This window comes from Mycobacterium sp. IDUB_28 (assembly GCF_055419285.1).
The window spans coordinates 296,941-319,694 of record NZ_JBVAXK010000005.1 but is presented as its reverse complement, the minus strand read 5'-3'; the positions used below and the strand labels follow the sequence as shown (position 1 = coordinate 319,694).

At 68.6% G+C, this 22,754-nt stretch carries 15 protein-coding genes; 10 read left to right on the top strand and 5 right to left on the bottom strand.

All coding sequences use genetic code 11. The features are described from left to right. Nucleotides 1-307: 307 nt before the first annotated feature. On the top strand, nt 308-6,397 hold the full coding sequence (locus ACZYZ9_RS13160; RefSeq protein WP_463826831.1) for a PE family protein: 6,090 nt from the start codon (nt 308-310) through the stop codon (nt 6,395-6,397). A 15-nt stretch (nt 6,398-6,412) separates the two neighbouring features. Here ACZYZ9_RS13160 and ACZYZ9_RS13155 read toward each other — a convergent pair whose 3' ends face one another. Beyond that, the gene (locus ACZYZ9_RS13155; RefSeq protein ID WP_463826815.1) at nt 6,413-6,982 is read right to left on the bottom strand and encodes an LppP/LprE family lipoprotein; all 570 of its coding nucleotides are present in this window, start codon (nt 6,980-6,982) and stop codon (nt 6,413-6,415) included. A gap of 87 nt (nt 6,983-7,069) precedes the next feature. Here ACZYZ9_RS13155 and ACZYZ9_RS13150 point away from each other — a divergent pair, with 87 nt between their 5' ends. The 6 genes from ACZYZ9_RS13150 to ACZYZ9_RS13125 are packed head-to-tail and all read left to right on the top strand — an operon-like array spanning nt 7,070 to nt 14,292. Continuing rightward, nucleotides 7,070-8,767 carry a DEAD/DEAH box helicase gene (locus ACZYZ9_RS13150; protein ID WP_463826685.1) on the top strand — a complete coding sequence of 566 codons (1,698 nt, stop codon included), beginning with the start codon at nt 7,070-7,072 and terminating at the stop codon, nt 8,765-8,767. After that, entirely contained in the window at nt 8,764-9,906 is a 1,143-nt protein-coding gene (locus ACZYZ9_RS13145) for an acyltransferase family protein (protein ID WP_463826684.1), read from the top strand. Before ACZYZ9_RS13150 ends, ACZYZ9_RS13145 begins: the two co-directional genes overlap by 4 nt. Nucleotides 9,907-9,956: 50 nt before the next feature. After that, nucleotides 9,957-11,462: a DHA2 family efflux MFS transporter permease subunit gene (locus tag ACZYZ9_RS13140; protein ID WP_463826814.1), complete on the top strand. Its 1,506-nt coding sequence runs from the start codon at nt 9,957-9,959 to the stop codon at nt 11,460-11,462. Between the two features lie 41 nt (nt 11,463-11,503). Then, nucleotides 11,504-12,310 carry a GNAT family N-acetyltransferase gene (locus tag ACZYZ9_RS13135; protein WP_463826683.1) on the top strand — a complete coding sequence of 269 codons (807 nt, stop codon included), beginning with the start codon at nt 11,504-11,506 and terminating at the stop codon, nt 12,308-12,310. Beyond that, the gene (locus ACZYZ9_RS13130; RefSeq protein WP_463826682.1) at nt 12,303-13,526 is read left to right on the top strand and encodes a lysine N(6)-hydroxylase/L-ornithine N(5)-oxygenase family protein; all 1,224 of its coding nucleotides are present in this window, start codon (nt 12,303-12,305) and stop codon (nt 13,524-13,526) included. Before ACZYZ9_RS13135 ends, ACZYZ9_RS13130 begins: the two co-directional genes overlap by 8 nt. Before the next feature lie 49 nt (nt 13,527-13,575). Next, a complete protein-coding gene (locus tag ACZYZ9_RS13125) occupies nt 13,576-14,292 on the top strand; it encodes a siderophore-interacting protein (protein ID WP_463826681.1) in 717 nt (238 codons plus the stop codon). On the opposite strand, the gene ACZYZ9_RS13120 is transcribed toward ACZYZ9_RS13125, so the two are convergent. Together ACZYZ9_RS13120 and ACZYZ9_RS13115 are read right to left on the bottom strand one after the other, a co-directional pair. Further along, nucleotides 14,264-14,848 (bottom strand): TetR/AcrR family transcriptional regulator, encoded by a 585-nt coding sequence (locus ACZYZ9_RS13120; RefSeq protein WP_463826680.1) that lies wholly within the window; start codon nt 14,846-14,848, stop codon nt 14,264-14,266. The two genes, ACZYZ9_RS13125 and ACZYZ9_RS13120, sit on opposite strands and share 29 nt — an antisense overlap. After that, nucleotides 14,848-16,083 carry a cytochrome P450 gene (locus tag ACZYZ9_RS13115; RefSeq protein WP_463826679.1) on the bottom strand — a complete coding sequence of 412 codons (1,236 nt, stop codon included), beginning with the start codon at nt 16,081-16,083 and terminating at the stop codon, nt 14,848-14,850. The genes ACZYZ9_RS13120 and ACZYZ9_RS13115 overlap by 1 nt, the downstream gene beginning before the upstream one ends. Before the next feature lie 528 nt (nt 16,084-16,611). On the opposite strand from ACZYZ9_RS13115, the gene ACZYZ9_RS13110 reads away from it, so the two are divergent. Then, nucleotides 16,612-18,015 carry a serine/threonine-protein kinase gene (locus ACZYZ9_RS13110; RefSeq protein WP_463826678.1) on the top strand — a complete coding sequence of 468 codons (1,404 nt, stop codon included), beginning with the start codon at nt 16,612-16,614 and terminating at the stop codon, nt 18,013-18,015. 68 nt (nt 18,016-18,083) lie between these two features. Here the strand turns inward: ACZYZ9_RS13110 and ACZYZ9_RS13105 are convergent, their stop codons facing one another. Beyond that, nucleotides 18,084-19,403, bottom strand: coding sequence for an FAD-binding oxidoreductase (locus tag ACZYZ9_RS13105; RefSeq protein WP_463826813.1), 1,320 nt, complete (start codon nt 19,401-19,403; stop codon nt 18,084-18,086). Nucleotides 19,404-19,448: 45 nt separating this feature from the next. Then, a complete protein-coding gene (tap, locus tag ACZYZ9_RS13100) occupies nt 19,449-20,708 on the bottom strand; it encodes a multidrug efflux MFS transporter Tap (RefSeq protein ID WP_463826677.1) in 1,260 nt (419 codons plus the stop codon). Between the two features lie 93 nt (nt 20,709-20,801). On the opposite strand from tap, the gene ACZYZ9_RS13095 reads away from it, so the two are divergent. Further along, a complete protein-coding gene (locus tag ACZYZ9_RS13095) occupies nt 20,802-21,629 on the top strand; it encodes a uracil-DNA glycosylase (protein ID WP_463826676.1) in 828 nt (275 codons plus the stop codon). Between the two features lie 2 nt (nt 21,630-21,631). Then, the gene (locus tag ACZYZ9_RS13090) at nt 21,632-22,750 is read left to right on the top strand and encodes an FAD-binding protein (RefSeq protein ID WP_463826812.1); all 1,119 of its coding nucleotides are present in this window, start codon (nt 21,632-21,634) and stop codon (nt 22,748-22,750) included. Nucleotides 22,751-22,754: the final 4 nt, after the last annotated feature.

The following is a 22,754-nucleotide window of genomic DNA, read 5'->3' as shown; positions in this document are numbered from 1 at the left end:
ATTTGACTTGTCCGGCCCGCGTGGTTCGTGCCTCGAGCGACGCGGCCCGCGGCGAAGTCCCCGCGGCAGCGTGTGCCCGCAGCGGATACGAAATCGTTTGCGCGGTAGACGATTGCCAGATGAAAAACAAAGATTAGAAATTCGCCGAAACGCGGTTCGGCCGCGACTTCTCGTCGAATACTTGCGGGACGGTTAATGAGATCCGACCGACGGGAGTCCCGCCTTGTCCGCTTTTGTGATCGCCACAGCTGACGCTTTGACTGCGGCCTCGAGAGATCTCACCCGGATTGGGTCGGTTCTGGAGTCGGTGAGCACGGCAGCCGCTGCGTCGACCACCGAGGTCACCGCGGCCGCCGCGGACGAGGTATCGACAGCTATTGCGCGGCTGTTCGGCACGCTGGGCGCGGAGTACCAAGCGATCAATGCGCAGGTGGCACTGTTTCAGGCGCAGCTCGTGCGGACCTTGGCGGCGGGCGGAAGCGCGTATGCCGCCGCCGAAGCGGCCGCCGCGTCGCCGTTGCAGGCGCTGCAGGAGTACGTGCTAGGAGCGATCAACGCCCCGACCAATCAGCTGCTGGGACGTCCGCTGATCGGTGACGGTGCCAGTGGGGCGCCGGGAAGCGGAGCTGCCGGTGGTCCCGGCGGGCTCCTGTTCGGCAGCGGCGGAAACGGTGGCTCTGGAACAGCCGGTGGGGGTGCCGGAGGGGCGGGTGGGGACGCAGGCCTGTTCGGGAATGGTGGCGCCGGTGGGGCAGGCGGTGTCGGAGCGGCTGGTCTAGCCGGTGGAGTCGGTGGCAACGGTGGTGCCGGTGGGTGGTTAGGCGGTTCGGGCGGGGCCGGTGGCGCCGGCGGCAAGGGTGGCTCCGGCGGCGCGACATTCGCCGGTGGTGTTGGCGGAACAGGCGGCACTGGTGGTGCCAACAGGGCTTTATTGGGGTCGGTCGGCGGTCAGGGCGGGGCCGGTGGCACCGGGGGTGGCGGCTACACCGGTGCCGCGACGACGGTGGCCGGCGCGGTAGGTGAGAACGGTGGGCACGGCGGTGCGGGCGGCGCCGGCGGCGCTGGTGGCAGCAGCTGGGGTTTGTTGAGCAGCTCAGGTGATGGCGGCGCCGGGGGCACTGGCGGAGTGGGCGGCAACGGTGGCACCGGCGGCGTCGGCGCGGGTGTCGCGGGTGGCACCGGAGGTGATGCCGGCGACGGCGGCAACGCCGGCGTTGGCGGTGCCGCGGGCGCAGCGCGATTCTTTGCGATCGGTGGTGTCGCCGGCGCAGCGGGGACCGGTGGCAACGGCGGTATCGGCGGAACCGGTGGCGCGGGCCAGACGCCGGCATCGGTGGGCGGCACCGGCACTGCCGGTGGCCAGGGCGGCCAGGGCGGGACGGGCGGAGACTCGGCCGGTGGCGTCAACGGTTCCGGCGGAGCCGGTGGCACCGGGGGCGAGGGTGGCACGGGTGCGGCGGGTGCCGACGACACAGGTAGCGGTCCGGGTCAGGGCGGTGACGGCGGCCGTGGTGGTGACGGAGGTACGGGTGGCGGGCAGGGCGCCGGCGGCGTCGGCGGCAGTGCCGGTGCCGGCGGGGAGGCAGGAAAAGGTGGCGACGGCGGCATCGGCGGCAAGGGTCTGACCGGTAGCGCCGCCACCGGTGCGACCGTCGGCGGTCGGGGCGGCGATGCCGGTGCCGGCGGTACCGGTGGTGATGCCGGCGCTCCGAGCGGCGCTGCCGGCGCCGGGGGCAATGGCGGTATCGGGGGTCAGGGCGGGCAAGGCGGGGCGGGCGATCCCACCTTCACCAACGGCGGAGACGGTGCAGCCGGTGGTTCAGGTGGGACCGGTGGCGAGGCCGGTGCGGCCGGCAACGTCGGCGTTGATGCCGTCAACGGCACAGGTGGCACCGGCGGCACCGGCGGCACCGGTGGCACCGGAGCCGCCGGGGGTCCGTCCGCTCAGGCCGGTAGAGGCGGTGGCGGAGGCGAGGGCGGCGACGGCGGTCACGGCGTCGCAGATGTTGGCGGCGGCGCGGGTGGCACCGGCGGAGTCGGCGGCAGGGGTGGCGAGGGCACCGGCATTGTCGGTGACCAGCCTCAGTCTGGCGGCACCGGAGGAATCGGCGGAACGGGTGGGACCGGCACCGACGGCGGCACCTTCGGTGCTGGTGGTAGCGGGGGTGGCGGCGGCTCCGGTGCAGGCGTCGGGGTGAACGCGCACGGCGGCACGGGCGGCGGCGGCGGTGCCGGCGGCACGGCAACAGCTACTGGACCCGGCCTCGGCGGCGGCGGTGGGGGCGGTGGCGGCGGCGCCTCGGTCCAGGAAGTCAATGGGGGCAGTGCCACCGGGACCGCCACCGGCGGTGAGGGCGGTGCCGGAGGCGCCGGCTCGGACACCGCCGTGGGCGGGGCGGGCGGAGTCGGCGGTTTCGGCACGGTTATCGCCGACGGGACGAACAGCGCCGCCACCGGTGCGGCGACCGGGGGCACCGGCGGAGCGGGTGGCACCGCTGGTGGGACCGGCGGTGCCGGTGGATACGGCAAGGTCGAGGCGCTGGCGGGCGGCGTCACCAGCGCCAACGGGCAGGGCGGGGCTGGCGGCGCCGGCGCTGACGGCGGCACCGGCGGAAGCGGCGGCTATGGCACTGCTTCCAGCAACGGTGCAGGCAGCACTACTGCCGGCCGCGCCACCGGCGGTGAAGGTGGCGCGGCGAGCGGCACTGACAGCTTCGGCGGTGACGGCGGCGACGCCATCGTCACGGCCGAAACCGCCGGTGCCGTTGACGGCATCGCCACCGGTGGCCTCGGGGGTCAGGCCAACGGCGTCGGGCTGGGCGGTTCGGGCGGACTGGCCGGGCTCGGCGCCTTCGGCGGCGACGTCTCAGGAACAGCTACCGGGGGGATCGGCGGCGCCGGCGGCGCGGGCACCTCCGGCGGAACTGGCGGCGACGCCACCGTCATCGGCGTCAACGGAGCCGCTTCCACCGGTACCGCAACCGGCGGAGATGGCGGAGCCGTTAGCGCGGCCGGCACCAGCGGCGGTATCGGCGGTCAAGGCGGCGACGGCGGGGACGCGCACCTGCAGTCGTTCAGCAGCAACACATCGGTCGACGGCGCGGCGACCGGCGGCATGGGCGGGGCGGGCGGCGCCGGTGGTGCCGGTGCCGGAGGTGGGGACGGCGGAGCCGGCGGCAGTGCCCTGGTAGGCGCGGCCGACGGTGGTCTCGCCAGCGGCAGCGCTACCGGCGGGGCCGGCGGTGCGGGTGGCGCGGGTGACCAAGCCGGTAATTCCGGCGGCGCCGGCAGTGCTGGCGGCATCGGTCAGATCACTGCCGAAGGGGCTGGCAGCACCGCTGCCGGCACCGCTCGCGGTGGCACCGGAGGTGGCGGCGGTGAAGCAGGTGCGTCCGGGGGTACCGGTGGCGAGGGTGCCATCGAGGCGAACGACGGCGGCCGTGCCGGCAGCGCAGACAGCCGGGTGTGGGGCGGGGCCGGTGGCGCCGGTTCCGACGGGGCCGAAGGCGGAGCCGGGGGTACTGGTCAACTCACTGCCGAGGGCCCGGGTAGCGCTGCAACGGGCAGCGCCACCGGTGGGACCGGCGGGTCTGGTGCCGGTGCTGGCGGCGAAGGCGGGCAGGGCGGCGCCGGCACGGTGCAAGCGAACTCGGGCGGCGTCGTCTCCGACGGTGTCGCCGTCGGAGGTACCGGCGGTGCAAGCATCCAAGGTGGCATCGGTGGGGAGGGCGGCGCCGGCACCGTCAGCGCTGCCGATGCGGACAGCACTGCGACCGGCACCGCTGCCGGAGGTATCGGCGGGTCGGCCACCGGCACCGGCAGCACCGGCGGACGCGGTGGCCAGGGCAGCCTGGAAGCCACCGCCGGAGGTGATGCCGTCGGATCGAACGGAGGTGCTCGGGGTGGTGCCGGTGGTCAGGCCACCGGTGGTGGCGCCGGTGGCTCCGGGGGTGACGGCAAGGCCACGTCGGCGGGTGCGGTGAGCAGCGCCGAAGGCTCAGCGACCGGGGGCGACGGTGGCGCAGGGGCGGACGGCGGCGTCGGCGGTGGGGGTGGCGACGGTGAGATCGTCGGAGGCTTCATCGACGGCACCGGACAGCATGCCAGCGGCACGGCTGTGGGCGGGGCCGGTGGTTCAGCCGCGGGCGTTGACAGCGTCGGCGGGGACGGAGGCGACGGGATTATCGGCGCGGGGGGCGACAACGCCACTGCGACCGGCGTCGCCAGCGGCGGCCGCGGTGGTACGGCCAACGGCGGGAGTTTGGGCGGCAGCGGCGGCCAAGGCGTGGTGGCCGCAGAAAATGGCGGTGGCAGCGTCAGCGGTACCGCCACCGGTGGCAGCGGCGGGAACGGCGGTGAGAGCTTCGACGGTAGTGCGGGTGGCAACGGTGGTGAGGGTGGCGCTGGCCAGCTCTATTCGTTTAACGGCAGCGTTGCGAAAGGTAACGCCGTGGGCGGCATGGGCGGCGCGGGCGGGGCTGGTGCCGGCGGTGTGGCTGGGGGTGACGGCGGCTTCGGCGGCTTCGGCGGTGTCGGCGCATTCAATGGCGGAACTGTCGACGGATCCGCCCGCGGTGGCCACGGCGGCGGCGGTGGTGCGGTTGGCGCCGCTGGTCTTCCCGGCGGCGCCGGCGGCGAGGGCGGTTCTGCCACGGTGTCTGCCGATGGCGCCAACAGCACTGCGGCCGGAGTCGCGGTCGGCGGCGACGGGGGAAGCGGTGGCGCTGACGGTGCCGGCGGAGGTTCGGGTGGCAATGCTGACGTCGAGGCAACCGGCGGTGGACGGGCAACCGGGTCCGGCAGCGGCGTGCGGGGCGGGGCCGGCGGGAGCGGCAGCACCGGTGGACAGGGCGGTGCCGGTGGTCTGGGCCGTGTGACTGCCGATGGCCCGGGTAGCGCCGCCGCAGGTAGCGCTACCGGCGGGGACGGCGGGTCCGGTAGCGGTGCGGGCAGCACTGGCGGCGCGGGCGGTGCGGGCACCGTCGAGGCAACCTCCGGTGCTGAAGTGCTGGGCGCTGTTGCCGCCGGCGGGACCGGCGGTTTCGGTGTCGATGGTGGCGCTGGTGGTCATGGCGGCTCAGGCATCATCAGCGCCGCCGATGCGGACAGCTTTGCGACCGGCCAGGCTCTCGGCGGGACCGGTGGGTCAGGCGCCGAGGCGGGCAGCGCCGGTGGGGACGGCGGCGTGGCAAGGGTCGAGGCTACGAACGGCGGCCACGCTGCCGGTTCCAACGGAGGCGCCAAGGGCGGTAACGGCGGAGCGGCCCAGGCCGGAGGCATCGCCGGTGCCGGTGGTGACGGTCATGTGTCCGCTGACGGAGCGGACACTACTGCCAACGGTGATGCGACGGGTGGTGCCGGCGGTGCCGGCACCGGTGGCACGGGCGGTATCGGTGGGTCCGGAGAGGTATTTGCCAGCGCAGGTGGCACAAACATCGCTGGGGCAGTTGGCGGCTCCGGCGGTGCTGGTATCGACGGAGGTACCGGAGGGCACGGCGGATCTGGTACCGCGCGCAGCCAGGGGATGGGCAGCACGGTGGCCGGTGAGGCGACAGGTGGTGACGGCGGGGCCAGCGACGGTCCTGGCAGCTTCGGCGGTCAGGGAAGCGACGGCCAGCTCATCGCGTACGACGGTGCCAGCACCGACGGAGACGCCACCGGCGGCGGTGGTGGTCGCGGTATCGGCGGCGGTATCGGTGGTGAGGGTGGCCTCGGCGGTGTCGGTGCGATCGGCGGCCGAGCTGTCGGGACCGCTCTGGGAGGTGCCGGTGGCATTGGTGCCGACGGGCACTCCGGCGGGAGAGGAGGCGACGGTTTCGTGGGCGCCCAGGGGTTCAGCCCAGGCGACAACCCGGCTGTTGACGGCACCGCCACGGGCGGCGCGGGCGGCGACAGCGGCGCCGGGACCTTCGGGGGCGACGGTGGCCAAGGCGGTACAGCCGCGATTCTTGCCGAGCAGTCCAGTTTCGCCGGCGGCACCGCTGTTGGCGGCGAAGGTGGTTCCGGTGGTGCGAGCGGCATCGCAGACGGCCTCGGCGGCGCCGGCGGCAACGGCGGCAGCGCCGAAATCTTCGCGCAGGGCACCGATGTCAGGGATGCCGTGGCAACTGGTGGCGCCGGAGGCGCTGGTGGTGCCGGCGGCATCGGTGCGAACGGCGGCGACGGCGGCGACGGCGGCGTGGGTGCCGCCACGGTCACACCTGGCATCGGCGGCAATGGCGGAGGCGGCGGCAACGGGGGCGTGTTCGTCGACGCCGTCAACGACGGGAGTGGTGGCAGGGGCGGCGACGGCGGAAACGGCACCGGAGGCATCGGCGGCAATGGCGTCAAGGGTGGCGACGGACTGGCCGACGGCAGCCCCGGTGCGGACGGATTGGACGGCGCAGACGTCATCTGAGCGCGTGCAGTCGGCTCAGCGTGCTGTGTTGGCGACGATCTCCACCCCGCTGCCGTTCCAGCGGAACTTCACAACGCTGCCCACGCCCAGCGCATTCGGATACGTCAGCGCTACCGTGTCACCGGTGCTGTGCGTGCCGTCGATGCCGTTGAATCCGTAGGTGTCCGGCACCCCCTGGGGAATGAATTTACCCAGGTGGAACAGCACCGCGCGCGTCGTCGGATTGTCGCCGTTGGTGTTGGCCTTGATGATCACCGCCGACAATTGCGCGCACTCGTTGTAGTTGCCGGCTATCGGTTCGGGGTTCCACGGTTGCTGGCTGCGTGGGTCGCGGGGAAGTTCGGACACCGCCTTCGCGATGGTGGGCGCAGCCAGATTGACCGCACACGGGTCGGCGGGCGCGGCGCTGCTGGGCGGGACCGTGGTCGGCGCGGCAGCGCTACCCGGAGCTCCAGGCGTGGTGACGGCCGAAGAAGGCTTGGTGGCCTGCGGTGTCTTGGCCACCGTCGAGTCGCCTGACCCGCACCCGACTGACGTCACCGCCGCCGCCACGACACACAGGCCTGCGGCACACCGAACAACCATTGACACATCGGGCACGGTACCGCCACCGGTCCTGCGGGTGCGGCAGGCATGGCCGCGGGCCCGGGACGCCTTAGACTTCATCTCCTGATGGATAACCCGGACAACCTTCCCGCGACGTTCGCCGACCTGCAGATTCCGGAGCCGGTCATGCGCGCGATCAACGACGTCGGTTACGAGTCGCCGACCGGCATCCAGGCCGCCACCATTCCGGCGCTGATGGCAGGCACCGACGTCGTCGGTCTGGCTCAGACCGGGACGGGCAAGACCGCGGCATTCGCGATCCCGATCCTGTCCAAGATCGACACCACCGGCAAAGCGACCCAGGCGCTGGTCCTGGCGCCCACCCGGGAGCTGGCCCTGCAGGTCGCCGAGGCGTTCAGCCGCTACGGAGCCCACCTGCCGCAACTGAACGTGTTGCCGATCTATGGCGGCGCGTCCTACGGCGTGCAGTTGGCCGGCCTCAGACGTGGAGCCCACATTGTCGTCGGTACGCCCGGCCGGGTCATCGATCACCTCGAACGCGGGACGCTGGACCTGTCTCGGGTGGACTACCTGGTGCTCGACGAGGCCGACGAGATGCTCACCATGGGCTTCGCCGAAGAGGTCGACCGGATCCTGTCCGAGACCCCGGAATACAAACAGGTCGCCCTCTTCTCGGCGACCATGCCGCCGGCGATCCGCAAGATCACCACCAAGTACCTGCACGATCCGCTGGAAGTCACCTCCAAGGCGAAAACCGCCACCGCCGAGAACATTTCGCAGCGCTACATTCAGGTGGCCGGACCGCGCAAGATGGACGCGCTGACCCGCGTGCTCGAAGTCGAGCCGTTCGAGGCCATGATCGTGTTCGTGCGCACCAAGCAGGCCACCGAAGAGGTGGCCGAAAAGCTGCGTGCGAGAGGATTTTCCGCGGCCGCCATCAACGGCGACATTCCGCAGGCTGCTCGGGAACGGACCATCTCGGCTCTCAAAGACGGCACCATCGACATCCTGGTCGCCACCGACGTCGCGGCCCGCGGCCTGGACGTCGAACGTATCTCGCACGTGCTCAACTACGACATCCCGCACGACACCGAGTCCTACGTGCACCGGATCGGTCGGACCGGCCGGGCCGGCCGCAAAGGTTCGGCGTTGTTGTTCGTCTCGCCGCGAGAACGCCACCTGCTCAAGGCCATCGAGAAGGCGACCCGGCAACCCCTCACCGAGGCGGCGTTGCCCACCGTCGAGGACGTCAACGCCCAACGGGTCGCCAAATTCGCCGACTCGATCACCAATGCCCTAGGGGGGCAGGGGATCGAGTTGTTCCGCCGCCTGGTCGAGGATTACGAACGCGAGCACGACGTGCCGATGGCGGACATCGCCGCGGCGCTGGCGCTGCAGTCCCGCGATGGTGAGGCCTTCCTGCTCGCCCCCGACCCGCCGCCGGAGCGACGGGAGCGGGACCGGCGCGGTCACGAAGACCGACCCGAAAGGCCGCGACAGACAAGGCCTTTCACCACCTATCGGATCGATGTGGGCAAGCGGCACAAGATCGGGCCGGGTGCCATCGTCGGGGCCATCGCCAACGAAGGTGGTCTGCACCGCAGCGATTTCGGTCACATCGCCATCGGCCCGGACTTCTCCATGGTCGAACTGCCGGCCAAGTTGCCCCGGGCGGTGCTCAAAAAGCTTGAACAGACCCGCATCTCGGGGGTCTTGATCAACCTTCGACCCGATCGCAACCCCGGCAAGGGCAAGCCCGCGCACCACGGCAGCGGCAAGCCACGCCGGAAGCGGGACGGATGACCCTGTCCCAGGCCGAGGACGCCCAAGGCGGCCTCGAGCAGACCTCCGGCGTCGACCGGGTCGCATCGCTCACCGGCGTCCGGGCGGTCGCGGCGCTGCTGGTCGTCGGGACCCACGCCGCCTACACGACCGGCAAGTACACCCACGGCTACTGGGGTCTGTTCGGTGCGCGACTGGAGATCGGGGTACCGATCTTCTTCGTGCTGTCCGGTTTCCTGCTGTTCCGGCCGTGGGTGAAGTCGGCAGCCACCGGCAGTCCCTGGCCGTCGTTGAGTCGCTATGCGCGACACCGGGTTCGGCGCATCATGCCCGCCTACGTCGTCACCGTGTTGGTCGCCTACGTGCTGTATCACTACCACGAAGCCGGCCCGAATCCCGGCCACAGTTGGCTGGGCCTGATCCGCAACGTGACGTTGACCCAGATCTACACCGACGGCTACCTCGGCAAGTATCTGCACCAGGGCCTCACCCAGATGTGGAGCCTGGCCGTCGAGGCGTCGTTCTATGTGCTGCTGCCGGCGTTGGCCTACCTGCTTTTGGTGCTGATGTGCCGACGCCAGTGGCGCCCCAAGGTGCTGGTGGCGGCCATCCTGCTGATGATGCTGATCAGCCCCGGTTGGTTGGTGCTGGTGCACACCGACCGGCTGTTTCCCGACGGCGCCAGATTGTGGTTGCCGACCTATCTCGCCTGGTTCCTGGGCGGCATGCTGCTGACCGTGCTGCAGGCGATGGGGGTGCGTGCCTACGCGGCGGTGGCCATACCGTTGGCGATCGTCTGTTACTTCATCGTGTCCACCCCGATCGCGGGGGCCCCGACCACCTCGCCCGCCTCGCTGCCCGAGGCGCTGTGGAAGACCATCTTCTACGCGGTGATCGCCACGCTGGCGGTGGCGCCGCTGGCGTTGGGCGACAAGGGTCGGTATTCCCGGCTGCTGGCCAGTCGGCCGATGGTGTGGCTCGGCGAAATCTCCTACGAGATCTTCCTGATCCACTTCATGACCATGGAGTTCGCGATGGTGCACATCGTGCGGGCGCGGGTCTACACCGGTCCGATGCTCAACCTGTACATCGCGACGGTGGTGGTCACGGTGCCGTTGGCGTGGCTGCTGCATCGGTTGACCCGGGTCAGAGACGCGTAAGCGTGTCCGCGGCGGACGGCACCAGCGCTACCTCGGCGGCTCATCCGCGCCTGACGCTGTTCGCGGTGTGTCTCGCGGTGTTCATGCTGCTGCTGGACATGACCATCGTGTCAGCCGCGTTGGCCAACATCCAGGCGTCGCTGGATGCCGAATTGAGTGGACTGCAGTGGGTGGTGGACGCCTACGCGCTGCCGATGGCGGGACTGCTGCTCACCGCCGCCACCGTGGGCGACCGCCTCGGCCGCAGGCGGCTCTATTTGATCGGGATGACGGTGTTCACCGCGGCCTCCACCGCCTGCGCGCTGGCCGGCAGTATCGAGGCGCTGAACCTGAGCCGGGCCGTGCAGGGGGCGGGTGGGGCGGTGCTGCTCGGCGTCTCGCTGCCGATGGTCGCCGCAGCCTTTCCCGAACAGCGCAGCAGGGGCATCGCGATTGCGATCTACGGCGCGGTGATGGGTGCGGCCGCGGCCGCCGGGCCGTTGCTGGGCGGAGCGCTGGTCGGCGCTTTCGGCTGGGAGTCGATCTTCCTCATCAACGTGCCGATCGGGGCGGTGGCGCTGGGCGTCGCCTGGCGCTATGTGTCGGAAACCCGTGCGGCACAACACCGCCCGCTTGACCTGACGGGCGCCGCGATCCTGTCCGGCGCATTGTTCGCCGGCGTGTACGTGTTGATCGAAGGTAACCGCCGCGGCTGGACCGACCCGGTGATCCTGACGCTCGGTGCGGCCGCCGTGGCCGGCCTGCTGGCGTTCTGCTGGTGGGAGTCCCGCGTCAGCGCGCCGATGCTCGACCTGAGCGTGGTGCGCCGGCCCGGGTTCGCGGGGGTGTCGATCGCGGCCTTCGCGGCGGCCGGAACGTTGATTGCGTCTACCAACTATCTGGCGCTGTATCTGATGAACACGTTGGGATACAGCCCTTTCCAGTCGGGACTGCGTGCTCTGCCGTTGACCGTCGCCTGTGTGGTGGGCGCCCCGCTGGCCATGGTGGCCGCCCGGTACGCGCCGGCCTGGACGTCGATCCCGGGCGGGGTGGTGCTGATCGCAGCGGGGTTGTGGCTGATGACCGGCGTCACCGAAACCACGCAGTGGACACACTTCATCGCGGGGTCGATCGTGGCCGGCCTCGGCCTGGGCGGCCTGTTCGCGCTGACCTCGGACATCGCACTGCAATTCGTCCCTGCCGAGGACGCCGGGATGGCGACCGGGGCGGTCAGCACCGTTCGGCAGACCGGCATCCTGGCCGGGGTCGCCGGGCTCGGTGCCCTCTTCAGCCGACATGCCGCCGACGGCGCGTCGGCCGGTCTGAGCAAACTGGCCGGTGTGCCTTCCGGGCCCCGGCAGGTGCTGGTCGACCGGTTGTCCGCCGGTGCCGGTCTGCGGGTGCTCGACTTTCTGCCCGACGAGCTCAAACCGGCGGTGCCCGTCATCGCCCGGGTAGCCCGGCAGGCCAGCGCCGACGGTATGCAGGCGGCGCTGGTGGCGGCCGCCGTCGCCGCGACGCTGGCCGCGGTCGCGGCGGCGATACTGATCGCACTGGGAGCCCGTCGCACGTCGTAACGCTGTTTGCTGACAATCGCCCTGGGTAACCTGCGAATACCATGATGGGCGACGCGAGCATCATCCCCGCAACCGCTGGCGGCCGCTACAGCGTTGTGATTTCGACCAACCCGGCAGATATCGAAGCCGCGCAGCGGTTGCGTTATCAGACCTTTGCCGAGGAGATGGGCGCGGCGCTGCCCCGGGCGATTCCGGGTCCGCTGACCGGGGAGATGATCGATGTCGACCAATTCGATCCGTACAGCGAGCACCTGCTCGTCCGCGACGAATCGGCCGGGCAGATCGTCGGCTGTTACCGACTGCTGCCGCCCGACGGTGCCCGCGCGGCCGGTGGGATATTCGCCGACACGATCTTCGACATCGGCGGTTTGAATGCGCTGCGGCCCACGCTGGTCGAACTCGGCCGCGCGAGCGTGCATCCCGAGCACCGCAGCGGCGCGGTGATGGGCCTGTTGTGGGCGGGCATCATCCGCTATCAGGAACTGACCGGCCACGAATGGGGCGTGGGCTGCCTGTCGGTCCGGATGGAGGGCGGTGGGCCGCGGGGAGCCCTGGTGCGCGGTGTGCGCGACTTCGCGTTCGGTGCGCATCCGGCGCCTCCGCAATACCGGGTCACGCCCCGAAACCCGGTGCGGGTCAACGGTTTGAGTCTCTCGGAGCTACCCGACCCGGGCCGGGTGCGCATCCCGCCGATGGTGCAGGGTTCGTTGCGGATCGGCGGACTGATCTGCGGTGAACCCTCTTACGACGCGGACTTCGACATGGCCGATTTCGTGGTGCTGATCAACAGGTCGATGGTGCGTGGACGCTACCTGGAGCGGTTGACGCGCGCGCATGCCCATGCCTGAACACACCGATCTGCTCGGCATCGGTTTCGGCCCGTCCAACCTCGCGCTGGCGATCGCGCTGGCCGAGTTGGACCGCGAGGCGGTGTTCGTCGAGGCGCAGCCCGAGTTCGGTTGGCACCGTGGAATGTTGCTGCCGGGCGCCAGAATGCAGATCCCGTTTCTCAAGGATCTGGTCACATTACGAAACGCCAAGAGCCACTTTACTTTTCTGAACTACCTGAGTGAGCGTGGCCGGATCGTCGACTTCATCGGTCGGCATACGATGTTTCCGAGCCGGATGGAGTTCCATGACTATCTGGCATGGGCCGCAGCCGGGCTCGGCGCCGACGTCCGTTACGGGCAGCGCATTGTCGAGATGACGGCGGACGATTCGGGCATGCTGGTGCGCGCGGAGTCCGGGTGGGCGATGCACGCCGGTGCCCTGGTGCTCGGCACCGGCCTGTGCCCGATGCTGCCGCACGGCAGGTCCGAAACCTCCCGGCAGTGGCACAGCCACCGCCTGCTGTCCCGTCTTGCTGCCCTCGATGTTGCTGACCCGAAACGATTCGCGGTGGTCGGCGCGGGGCAGAGCGCAGCGGAAGTAGCCAGCTACCTGCATCAGACCTACCCCGCGACCGAAGTGCGCGCGGTCTTCACCCGCTACGGATACAGCGTGGCCGACGACAGCCCTTACGCGAATCGCATCTTCGATCCGTCAGCCGTGGACGACTTCTACACAGCCGACCAGTCACTGCGACAACGACTCCTCGATTACCACCGGTCGACCAACTACTCGGCGGTGGATGCGGAACTGATCGACGCACTCTATGCGCGCGAGTACGCCGAACGGGTGTCCGGCGAGCGCCGATTCTTCATCGACAATGCATCCGAAATTACTGCCACGCAGGAACATTCGGATGGGGTGCAGGTGACGATCACCCACCTGATCGACCACTCGCAGCAGACCCTGGACTGCGATGCAGTGATCTACGCGACGGGCTATGCGCCGCTGGATGTCCGGCACTTCCTGGGCGAGCTGGCCTGTCTTTACCAGTTCGACCCGGCGGGGCGCCCGCTGGTCACCCGGGATTACCGACTGGTGCCCACGTCAGCGGCGCCCGGGGACATCTATCTGAACGGCTCGGTAGAGCACACGCACGGGTTGGGCTCCACTTTGTTGTCGAACGTCGCGGTGCGAGCCGGGGAAATTGCGGCGAACTTTGCCGCTCGGCCATGACCGACCCAGCGTGATAGGTTACCCTTACCTAAGTTGATGGGAGGCGAGGATGGCCGAAACGAAGGCGTCGCGGGGCTGGCAAGGCACCGTGCTCAAGCTGATGGGTGCCGGGGACTACCGCCTCACCGTGACCCGCCGACGGGGGATCAGTCCGCACTACCTGAGGGTGAGCTTCGAGGACGGCGGGATGTTGGCCGCGCATGCGGTGCACCCGACGATGTGGATCCGAATGTGGTTTGCCGACGGCGACCGTTCGCACCAACGCGGCTACACCCTCGTCGACCCGGATCCACAGGCGGGCACCTTCGACGTCGAGTTCGCCTTGCACGACGGGGTCGCTTCGGACTGGGCACGCAGCGCGCAACCGGGTGACACCATCGACGCGACGGTACTGGGCAGCAAGTTCGCCATCCCGGAACCGGCGCCCACCGGGTACGTCATCGTCGGCGACACCGCCTCGCTGCCGGCCATCAACTCCCTGCTGGGTGCGATCGGCGACGCCCCGGCGCGGGTGTTTCTGGAGGCCGGTTGTGACGACGACAAGAACTTGCCGGTGGCCCGCAACGCCGATGTCGTCTGGGTGGATCGGCACAGCGCGGACGAGTCGCTGATCGAGACAGTGCGCGCGGCGGCGTTCGACGCCGGCGACCACTTCGGTTGGGTCGCGTGCAGTATGCGTACCACGCGCTCGGTAGCCCGCGTACTGCGGGAAGAATTTGGGATACCACGCAAATCTATTAAGGCGCAGGCCTATTGGACGAACTGACCGGTGATACCACCGGGACGACGAACTCTTCGATCATTGCCTGTTCGTCATCCTCGTCGCGGCCGGGGAACATCAGCAGCGAGATGATCATCCGCACCGTCCAGCGCGCGCGGCGTTGCACCACGGCGGGGTCGTCGGGTCCCAGCGAATTCAGAAAGTTGGAGGCCAGGGCGGTGATCACCTCGGACTGCCCGGCCAGTTCGCCACCGATCGGCAGCACGGTGGACCCGAACCACGCTGACAGCGCCGGACTTTCGCGCACCATCCGCAATGTGGCGCTGATGCCGGCGACCAGTCGCTGGTGTGGATCCCCGACCCGTTCGATCGCCTGCAGGATCTTTCGGCCCAGTCGGTGCGTCTCCCGGTGCACATAAGCGGTGCGCAGCGCCTCCCGGCTGTCGAAGTACCGGTACAGCGTTGCCCGTGAACACCCTGCGGCTCTGGCGATTTCGTTCATGCCGACCGAGGAAGGATCCTGTTCGGTGAACAGTCGCTCGGCGGCATCGAGGATGCGGTCGGCAGCGGCTTCGCTGCGGCGATCGGCCAGCCAGTCCATCAGGCCTTGATCCTGATCGGCACCGACAGCGGACGGCGTACGTAGCTACCACCGGACCACACCGGTTCGCCGACCTCGAAATCGGGGCAGCGACTGAGTAGTTCGGTCAACGCGACCCGGGATTGCATGCGTGCCGCGGCCGCGCCCAGGCAGTGGTGTGCGCCATGACTGAAAGTCAGGATGTTGCGCGGGCGACGCCGCACATCGAGTTCGCCTGCGTCAGAACCATATACGCGCTCGTCGCGGTTAGCCGAGCCGTACACCAACAGCACCCGGCGCCCGGCCGGGATGGTGGTGTCCTCGATCGTGACGTCGCGGGTTGCGGTGCGGGCCAGGTTCTGTGCCGGTGAGGTGAGTCGCAACAGTTCGTCGACCGCGTCCGGGATCAGGCCGGGGTCATCGACCAGCAGCTGTCGCTGATCGGGCCGTTCATACAGCAAAGGCATTGAGCCACCCAGCATTCCGGTGACGGTGTCGTTTCCGCCGGTGACCATGGTGAAGGTGAAGCCCAGGATCGACAGGATGCCGGCCATATCGCCGTCGGTGCCCACCCCGGCGGCCACCAGGTGCGAGATGGTGTCGTCCTCGGGTTCGGTGCGGCGCCGTTCGATCAGTGCGGTGAAATATGCCATCATGGTCCCGACTGCGTCGCCGACGGTTTCCAGCGCGCTGACGATGCCGCCCTCGGCGGTGTTGGCCGCGACGATGGCCTGGGTCCAGCCGTCGAACTGCGCCCAATCCTCTTCGGGCACACCGAGATAATGCGCCACCACCATCGAGGGCAGCGGCTTGAACAGCTCGGTGACGATGTCGCCACCCCCGTTGGCGCGGATCTTCTCGATTCGTTCGACGACGAATTCGCGCACCTTGGGTTCGACGGCCTCGACCTGTCGCGGGGTGAATCCCCGGGACACCAGTTTGCGAAACTGCGTGTGCACCGGCGGGTCCTGCATCACCATGGGCGGGTTGTCCCGCAGCCCGATCATGTCCAGGTCGCCGTAGTTGACGGTCAGACCTTCCGCGGAGGAGAACGTCCGGTGGTCGCGGGCGGCGGACCAGACGTCGGCGTGGCGGGTCAGCACGTAGTAGTCGTGCTCGGGATGTCCCGGCGGGACGACGTGGTGCACCGGGTCGTGGTCGCGCAGCGCTTTGTACATCGGCCAGGGGTTGGCCCAGGTCTCGGCGGTGGCCAAGACGAACTTCGCCGGAACTTCATGAGACACTAAAGCAGTCATGTCTTATTCGTACGACAGATAAAGAATGATGTCAACTGCCCGCTTTCCCCTTACCGCTAAATGATCAGAGTCTTTGGCGCCGTAGGCGGGTTGGGTATCGTTGACGGCTTTGGCGGGCGCCGAGCAACGCCAAGTCGGGGGGTGCTGCGAAAGGTACCGTCACCTCTCGCACTGAGAGGTTGAGAATGGTGGCACCGTAGGCGCTGGGTAAATGGGATCGATCGGTGCCCATTTCGCCGACAGCGCTGCCACGCCTCAAGCGATACCACCGTGACCGGCGAATCAACATCAGGCTGCGCGCAAGACGCAGGGTCACTTGCACGCCGGAACACGACCCTAGATGCATCATCAGGTGCGTACACATTATCGACTCACGCTCGCGTCGACGGGTTTGTGGTGGCCGGGGGGCGACCAATCATAAGCCTTGGCGTGGCTTGCGGGACCCTGCGCGACAGCACACCGCGGCGATTGTTCCTACCGCGGCTATCGTTCATACAATCAATTGCTGCGCGGGAGGTAGCTCGTCGAATGGATGGAACACCCTTCGGTCGCTATCAGTTGATTGAGAAGGTCGGCGAGGGTGGCATGGGTGAGGTGTGGCGAGCCCACGACTCGCAAATGAATCGCATCGTAGCGCTGAAGGTTTTGCCAGCCCATTTCGCCAGCGATCGAACGTTTCAGGAGCGGTTTCGCCGGGAAGCGCAATGTGCCGCCGGGCTCGATGAACCGCACGTTGTCCCGATCTACGACTTTGGTGAGACGGATGGCCGGCTATACATCGCTATGAGACTAATAGCCGGACAGGATTTGCTGTCACTGCTGAAGAGCGGGCCTCTAAAGCCGCGCCGAGCGGTGAAGATCATCGAACAAATTGCCTCCGCTCTACAAGCCGCACACGAGATTGGGCTTGTTCACCGCGACATCAAACCGTCCAACATCTTGGTCGCGCAGGACGACTTCGCCTACCTGATCGATTTCGGTATCGCGCGAACCGCCGAACAAACCGGTTTGACCAGCACCGGTATCGCAATAGGCACCTGGGCCTACATGTCCCCCGAACGGCTCAACACCGGAACCGCCGATGCCAGCGCCGATATTTACGCATTGACGTGCGTCCTGCACGAGGCACTGACCGGACAGCGCCCGTTCCCCGGGGACAGCCTCGAGCAGCAAATTGTCGGACACCTCACCACGCCGCCGCCGCGACCCTCAACGATGGACGCCTCAGTGCCGCAATCGATGGACGAGGTGATCGCGATTGGGATGGCCAAGAATCCTGAAGACCGGTACTCGACTGCCCGCGAGCTCGTCAAAAGCGCTAGATCCGCTTTACGTAAACCAGCAGATTTCGGCCATGCTCGCCGGCGCGATCTCCAAACCGAAAGCCCACACAGCGACGCGGCCGCGCCGACAGAACCGGCACCATTGGACCCCGCGCCTGCCCAAGGCCCGCGTATCTCCCTCACCACAGCACAGTGGCTGATACTCGGCGCGGTCGTGTTACTGCTCTTGCTCTTACTGCTTCGGTGGTTGGGCGCCTCCAGCCACGGCGAACTGACCGCATCGCTCGAGCATGTTCGCACGCAGAGGACAACGATCGCGAGAAGACAGACAACTACCACGGCTCTGACAACGCAGCTGCTACAAATCCAGACGTCGTCGCCGACCACTACAACAGAAGAGGCAGCGTCGACGCGAACGAACTCGGACGCACAATTCTTAGCGGACTGGCATGGACAGGGGCACAAAACCTTAGTGGGTGACGACGCCGAAGTGCAAGGCGCTCACTATGTATGTATTGCAATGGAGGATCAACGAGGCGCCCCTGTTGCCTGGGTCCGGCAGCAGTTCAACCTCGGACAGGACGCTGCTGTGGCGTTTATCAATACCGCGGCGACCCACTACTGCCCCGAGTGGAGGTTAGGCGACTAACCAGATGCCGAGCCGAACCGCCGCGCACTTGGCAGCGGCGCAGGTCAAACTGCACCCAGGGCAGTCAGCTAGATCCCCGACCCAGGGTTCAGAATCCCCAACGGATCCAGCGCATCCTTGATCCGCCGGTTCAGGTCCATCACCTCAGGTCCGAGATAGTCGCCCAGCCAGGGCCGTTTCAACCGCCCGACACCATGCTCACCGGTGATGGTGCCGCCCAGCCCCACGGCCAGGTCCATGATCTCGCCGTACGCCAGCTGGGCGCGTTCGGCCATCGCGGCATCGTCGGGGTCGAACACCAGCAGCGGGTGCGTATTGCCGTCCCCGGCGTGGGCGATCACCGAGATCATCAGGTCCCGCTCCTCGGCGATGCGCGCAATCCCGGTCACCAGCGAACCCAGCGCCGGCAGTGGCACCCCCACGTCCTCCAGCAACAACGATCCCTTGGCTTCGACCGCCGGGATGCAGAACCGGCGGGCGGCGACGAACGCCTCCCCCTCGTCGGGGTCGTCGGTGGAGAACACCTCGGTGGCACCATGTTCGGCGAACACCGTGGCCATCAACTCGGCATCTTCCGCGCCGGCGCGACCCCGTTCGTCGGAAGCGGCCACCAGCATCGCTGCCGCGCCGCGGTCCAGGTCCATTCGCAAGGTGTCCTCGACGGCGTTGATCGCCACCGAGTCCATGAACTCCAGCATCGCCGGGCGCAGCCGGGCGGTGACGCCGAGCACCGCATCGACGGCGGATTCCACCGACGCGAAACTGGCCACCACCACGCTCAACGGGTTCTGGGCTGGCATCAACCGCAGCGTCACCTCGGTGACCACGCCCAGCGTTCCTTCGCTGCCCACGAACAGCTTCGTAAGAGAAAGTCCGGCAACGTCTTTCAGGCGCGGACCGCCCAGCCGCACCGCGGTGCCGTCGGCCAGCACCACCTGCATGCCCAACACGTAGTCGGTGGTGACGCCGTACTTCACGCAGCACAGCCCGCCGGCGTTGGTGGCGATATTGCCGCCGATGCTGCAGATCTCCCACGACGACGGGTCCGGGGGATACCACAGCCCGTGCTCGGCGACGGCCTTCTTCACCTCGGCGTTGAACAGGCCCGGCTGGCATACCGCGGTACGGGTCACCGGGTCGACGGTGATATCGCGCATCTTCTCTGTGGACAGCACGATCCCGTTGTCCACCGCCGTCGCCCCGCCGGACAAGCCGCTGCCGGCGCCGCGGGTCACCACCGGCACCCGGTGTGCAGCCGCCCACCGCAGCACGGTCTGCACCTCTGCAGTGTGGCGCGGGCGCACCACGGCCAGCGGTTTGCCCGCCGAAGGGTCCAGCGCACGGTCCTGTCGGTAGCCCTCGGTCACCGCGGGATCGGTGATCACCATCCCGTCGGGCAGTTCGGCGATGAGGTCCTCCAGCACACGCCGATCCTACGTCGCTGGATCCACCGCAAACTCCGGCGCGCGGTCCAGTTCCCGCAACGCCGGCAGCCGCAGGCAGATCAGCCCGGTCGCCAGAATCGGCAACGCCAGCGCCAGGAACGCGACGTGCAAGCCGGCGGCGTCGGTCAGCGGGCCGGCCAGCAGCAGACCCAGCGGACCGGCGCCGTAGGCCAGCGACGTCATCACGCCGACCACCCGGCCGCGCAGCTGCGTCGGGGTGCGCGTCTGCACGACGTAGGCGTAGATCGGCTGGATCGGCCCGTACACGACGCCCACCACCGCGACCAGCGCCAGGATCACCGGCAGCGGCGGCAGCAGCGCGATCAATGCCGCGGCCGCGCCCAGGGTCAGGACCGCGGCCAGCATGATCATCCGGCGCGGTACCCGTTGGGCCAGCGCCACGTAACCCAGCGCACCCACCAGCCCGCCCAGCGACAATGCCATCAGCACCGTCCCGAGCTGTCCCGGCTGATTGCGGTCGGTGAAGTACTTCGGGAACAGCACGCTTTCCATCGGCAGGTACAGCGCGGTGACCACCAGGTCGATCAGCGCCAAGGTGCGCAGCACCCGCAAACTCCACACCAAGCGCAAGCCTTCGGAGATCCCCGACCGCAGACCCTCGGGCCGCGAGGCATGCAGCGGTTTACCGGCACCCTCGAGGCGCAGCACCGAGATCGCCAGGATGGACAATGCGAACGCAGCGGCGGTGATCCACATGGTGGTGATGCCGCCGACCGTTGCGATCATCAGCCCGCCGATCCCCGGACCGACCATGAAGGCCAGGTTGAGGATCGCCTCGTAAAGGCTGTTCACGCGGTCCAGCGACCACCCCGCCCGGGCGGCGGCCTCGGGCAGCATCGACTGGCGGGCGGTGATGCCGGCCGGGTCGAAGGCCGCCGCGCAGGCGCCCAGCCCGGCCAGCACCGCAACGTTGACCGCCTGCTCGCCGAACGCCCACGCCACCACCGGGACCGCGGCCACCGCTGCCCCGGACAGCGCATCGGCCACCATCGAGACCCGCCGGCGCCCGAAGTAGTCCACCGCGGTGCCTGCGACCAGCGTGGAGAACAGCAGCGGCAGCGTGGTCGCGCCCGCGACGATCGAGGCCTGTCCCGCGCTGCCCTGTCGCTGCAGCACCAACCAGGGAAACGCGACCAGGGAGATGCCGTCGCCCGCACCTGCCATCAGGGTGGCGAACAGGACCAGCAGGGCCGGGGTCTTGTGGTTCACGGGCTTCTTCTCGTTCATGGATACCCTTGATGTGGTCGGGCCGAATGTAGCGGTAAACCACCCGCCGGAACCACCGAATTTCGGTGCAGCCGAGCGCCGCCGGCTGGGTGAATGCAGGATGTACGTGTGTCGCTCCGCCATCCCCGCACCGGCCGCGCCTTCGACTCGCCGGTGCCGCCCGGCTCGGGGTGGCCGGGTGACAGGGCGACGCCGCAGACCCCGGTGGCCGCCGACGCTGCGCAGGTCACCGAGCTGGCGGGGGCAGCGGGGTCCATCGCCGAGCTGGACGCGCAGAGCAGCGTGTGCCGGGCGTGCCCGCGCCTGGTCACCTGGCGCGAGGACGTGGCGGTGACCAAACGACGCGCGTTCGCCGAACAGCCGTACTGGGGACGACCGGTGCCGGGGTGGGGTTCGGAGCGTCCGCGGCTGCTGATCGTCGGGCTGGCTCCCGCCGCCAACGGCGCCAACCGCACCGGACGGATGTTCACCGGCGACCGGTCCGGCGACCAGCTCTATGCGGCGCTGTTCCGGGCCGGGTTGGTGAACCAGCCGACCAGCGTCGACGCCGCAGACGGCTTGCGGGCCAAGCAGATTCGTCTGGTCGCCCCGGTGCGTTGCGCGCCGCCGGCCAACGCCCCGACGCCGGCCGAGCGGGATACCTGCGCGCCCTGGCTGGGTGCGGAGTGGCGGCTGGTGTCGGCGCACGTGCGGGTGCTGGTCGCCCTCGGCGGGTTCGCCTGGCAGGTCGCCCTGGCGATGACGGGCGCTCCCAAGCCCAAACCAAAGTTCGGTCACCGGGTCGTCGCCGAGTTGCCTGCCGACAAGCGCCTCCTCGGCTGCTACCACCCGAGCCAGCAGAACATGTTCACAGGTAGGTTGACTCCGGCAATGCTCGACGAGGTGTTCGCGGACGCAAAGAAGCTGGCAGGGATCAGGTAATGGTGGAATCGGTGCTGGTGTCCGGTGCCAGCGTGGCGGGCCTCGCTGCGGCGTATTGGCTTGGGCGCAATGGTTATTCGGTCACTGTGGTGGAACGTCATCCGGGGCTGCGGCCGGGCGGGCAGGCAATTGACGTGCGTGGGCCGGCGCTGGAGGTGCTGGATCGGATGGGTCTGCGGGCCGTCGCCGAGGATCTCAAGACCCGCATCAAGGGTTTTTCCGTCGTCGACCGTGACGGCAACGAACTGTCCAGGGACACCGAATCCACGCCGACCGGTGGGCCGATCGACAATCAGGACATCGAACTGCTGCGCGACGATCTGATCGGATTGCTTTACGACGAAACCAAATTGAAGACCGAGTTCCTGTTCGACGACACCATCGTCACCATCAGCAATCTGGGACCGTCCGTCGACGTGACATTCGAGCATGCCGACCCCCGCAGCTTCGATCTGGTGGTCGGCGCGGACGGCCTGCACTCGAACGTGCGCCGACTGGTGTTCGGTCCCGAGGACCGTTTCAAGAAGCGACTGGGAACGTACGCGGCGATCTTCACCGTGCCGAACTTCCTGGAACTGGACTACTGGCAGATGTGGCACTACGGCGACACGAGCATGGCGGGCGTGTACAGCGCGCGCAACAACTCCGAGGCGCGGGCAATGCTCGGATTCATGGAACCCGACGTGCGAATCGACTACCGCGACAGGGAACTTCAGTTCGCCGAGCTGGACAGGCGAATGGCCGACGACGGGTGGGTCCGTCCGCAGTTGCTCGAGCTGATGCGATCCGCGCCGGATTTCTATTTCGACGAGATGGCGCAGATCGTGATGGATCACTGGTCGATCGGACGGGTGGTGCTGGTGGGCGACGCCGGCTATTGCTCCTCGCCGATGTCGGGCCAGGGGACCAGTCTGGCGCTGCTGGGCGCCACCATTCTGGCCGGCGAACTCAAGCTGGCCCGCCTCGATCACGGACTCGGATTCGCCAACTATTTCAAGCGCTTTCGCGCCTACACCGAACGCACCCAGTTCCTGGCCACCGACAGCATCCCGGGTGGCGCACCCATTTCGCAGGAACAGTTCGACCTGATCGTGAACTCGATCACGTTGATGAACTACTGAGGGA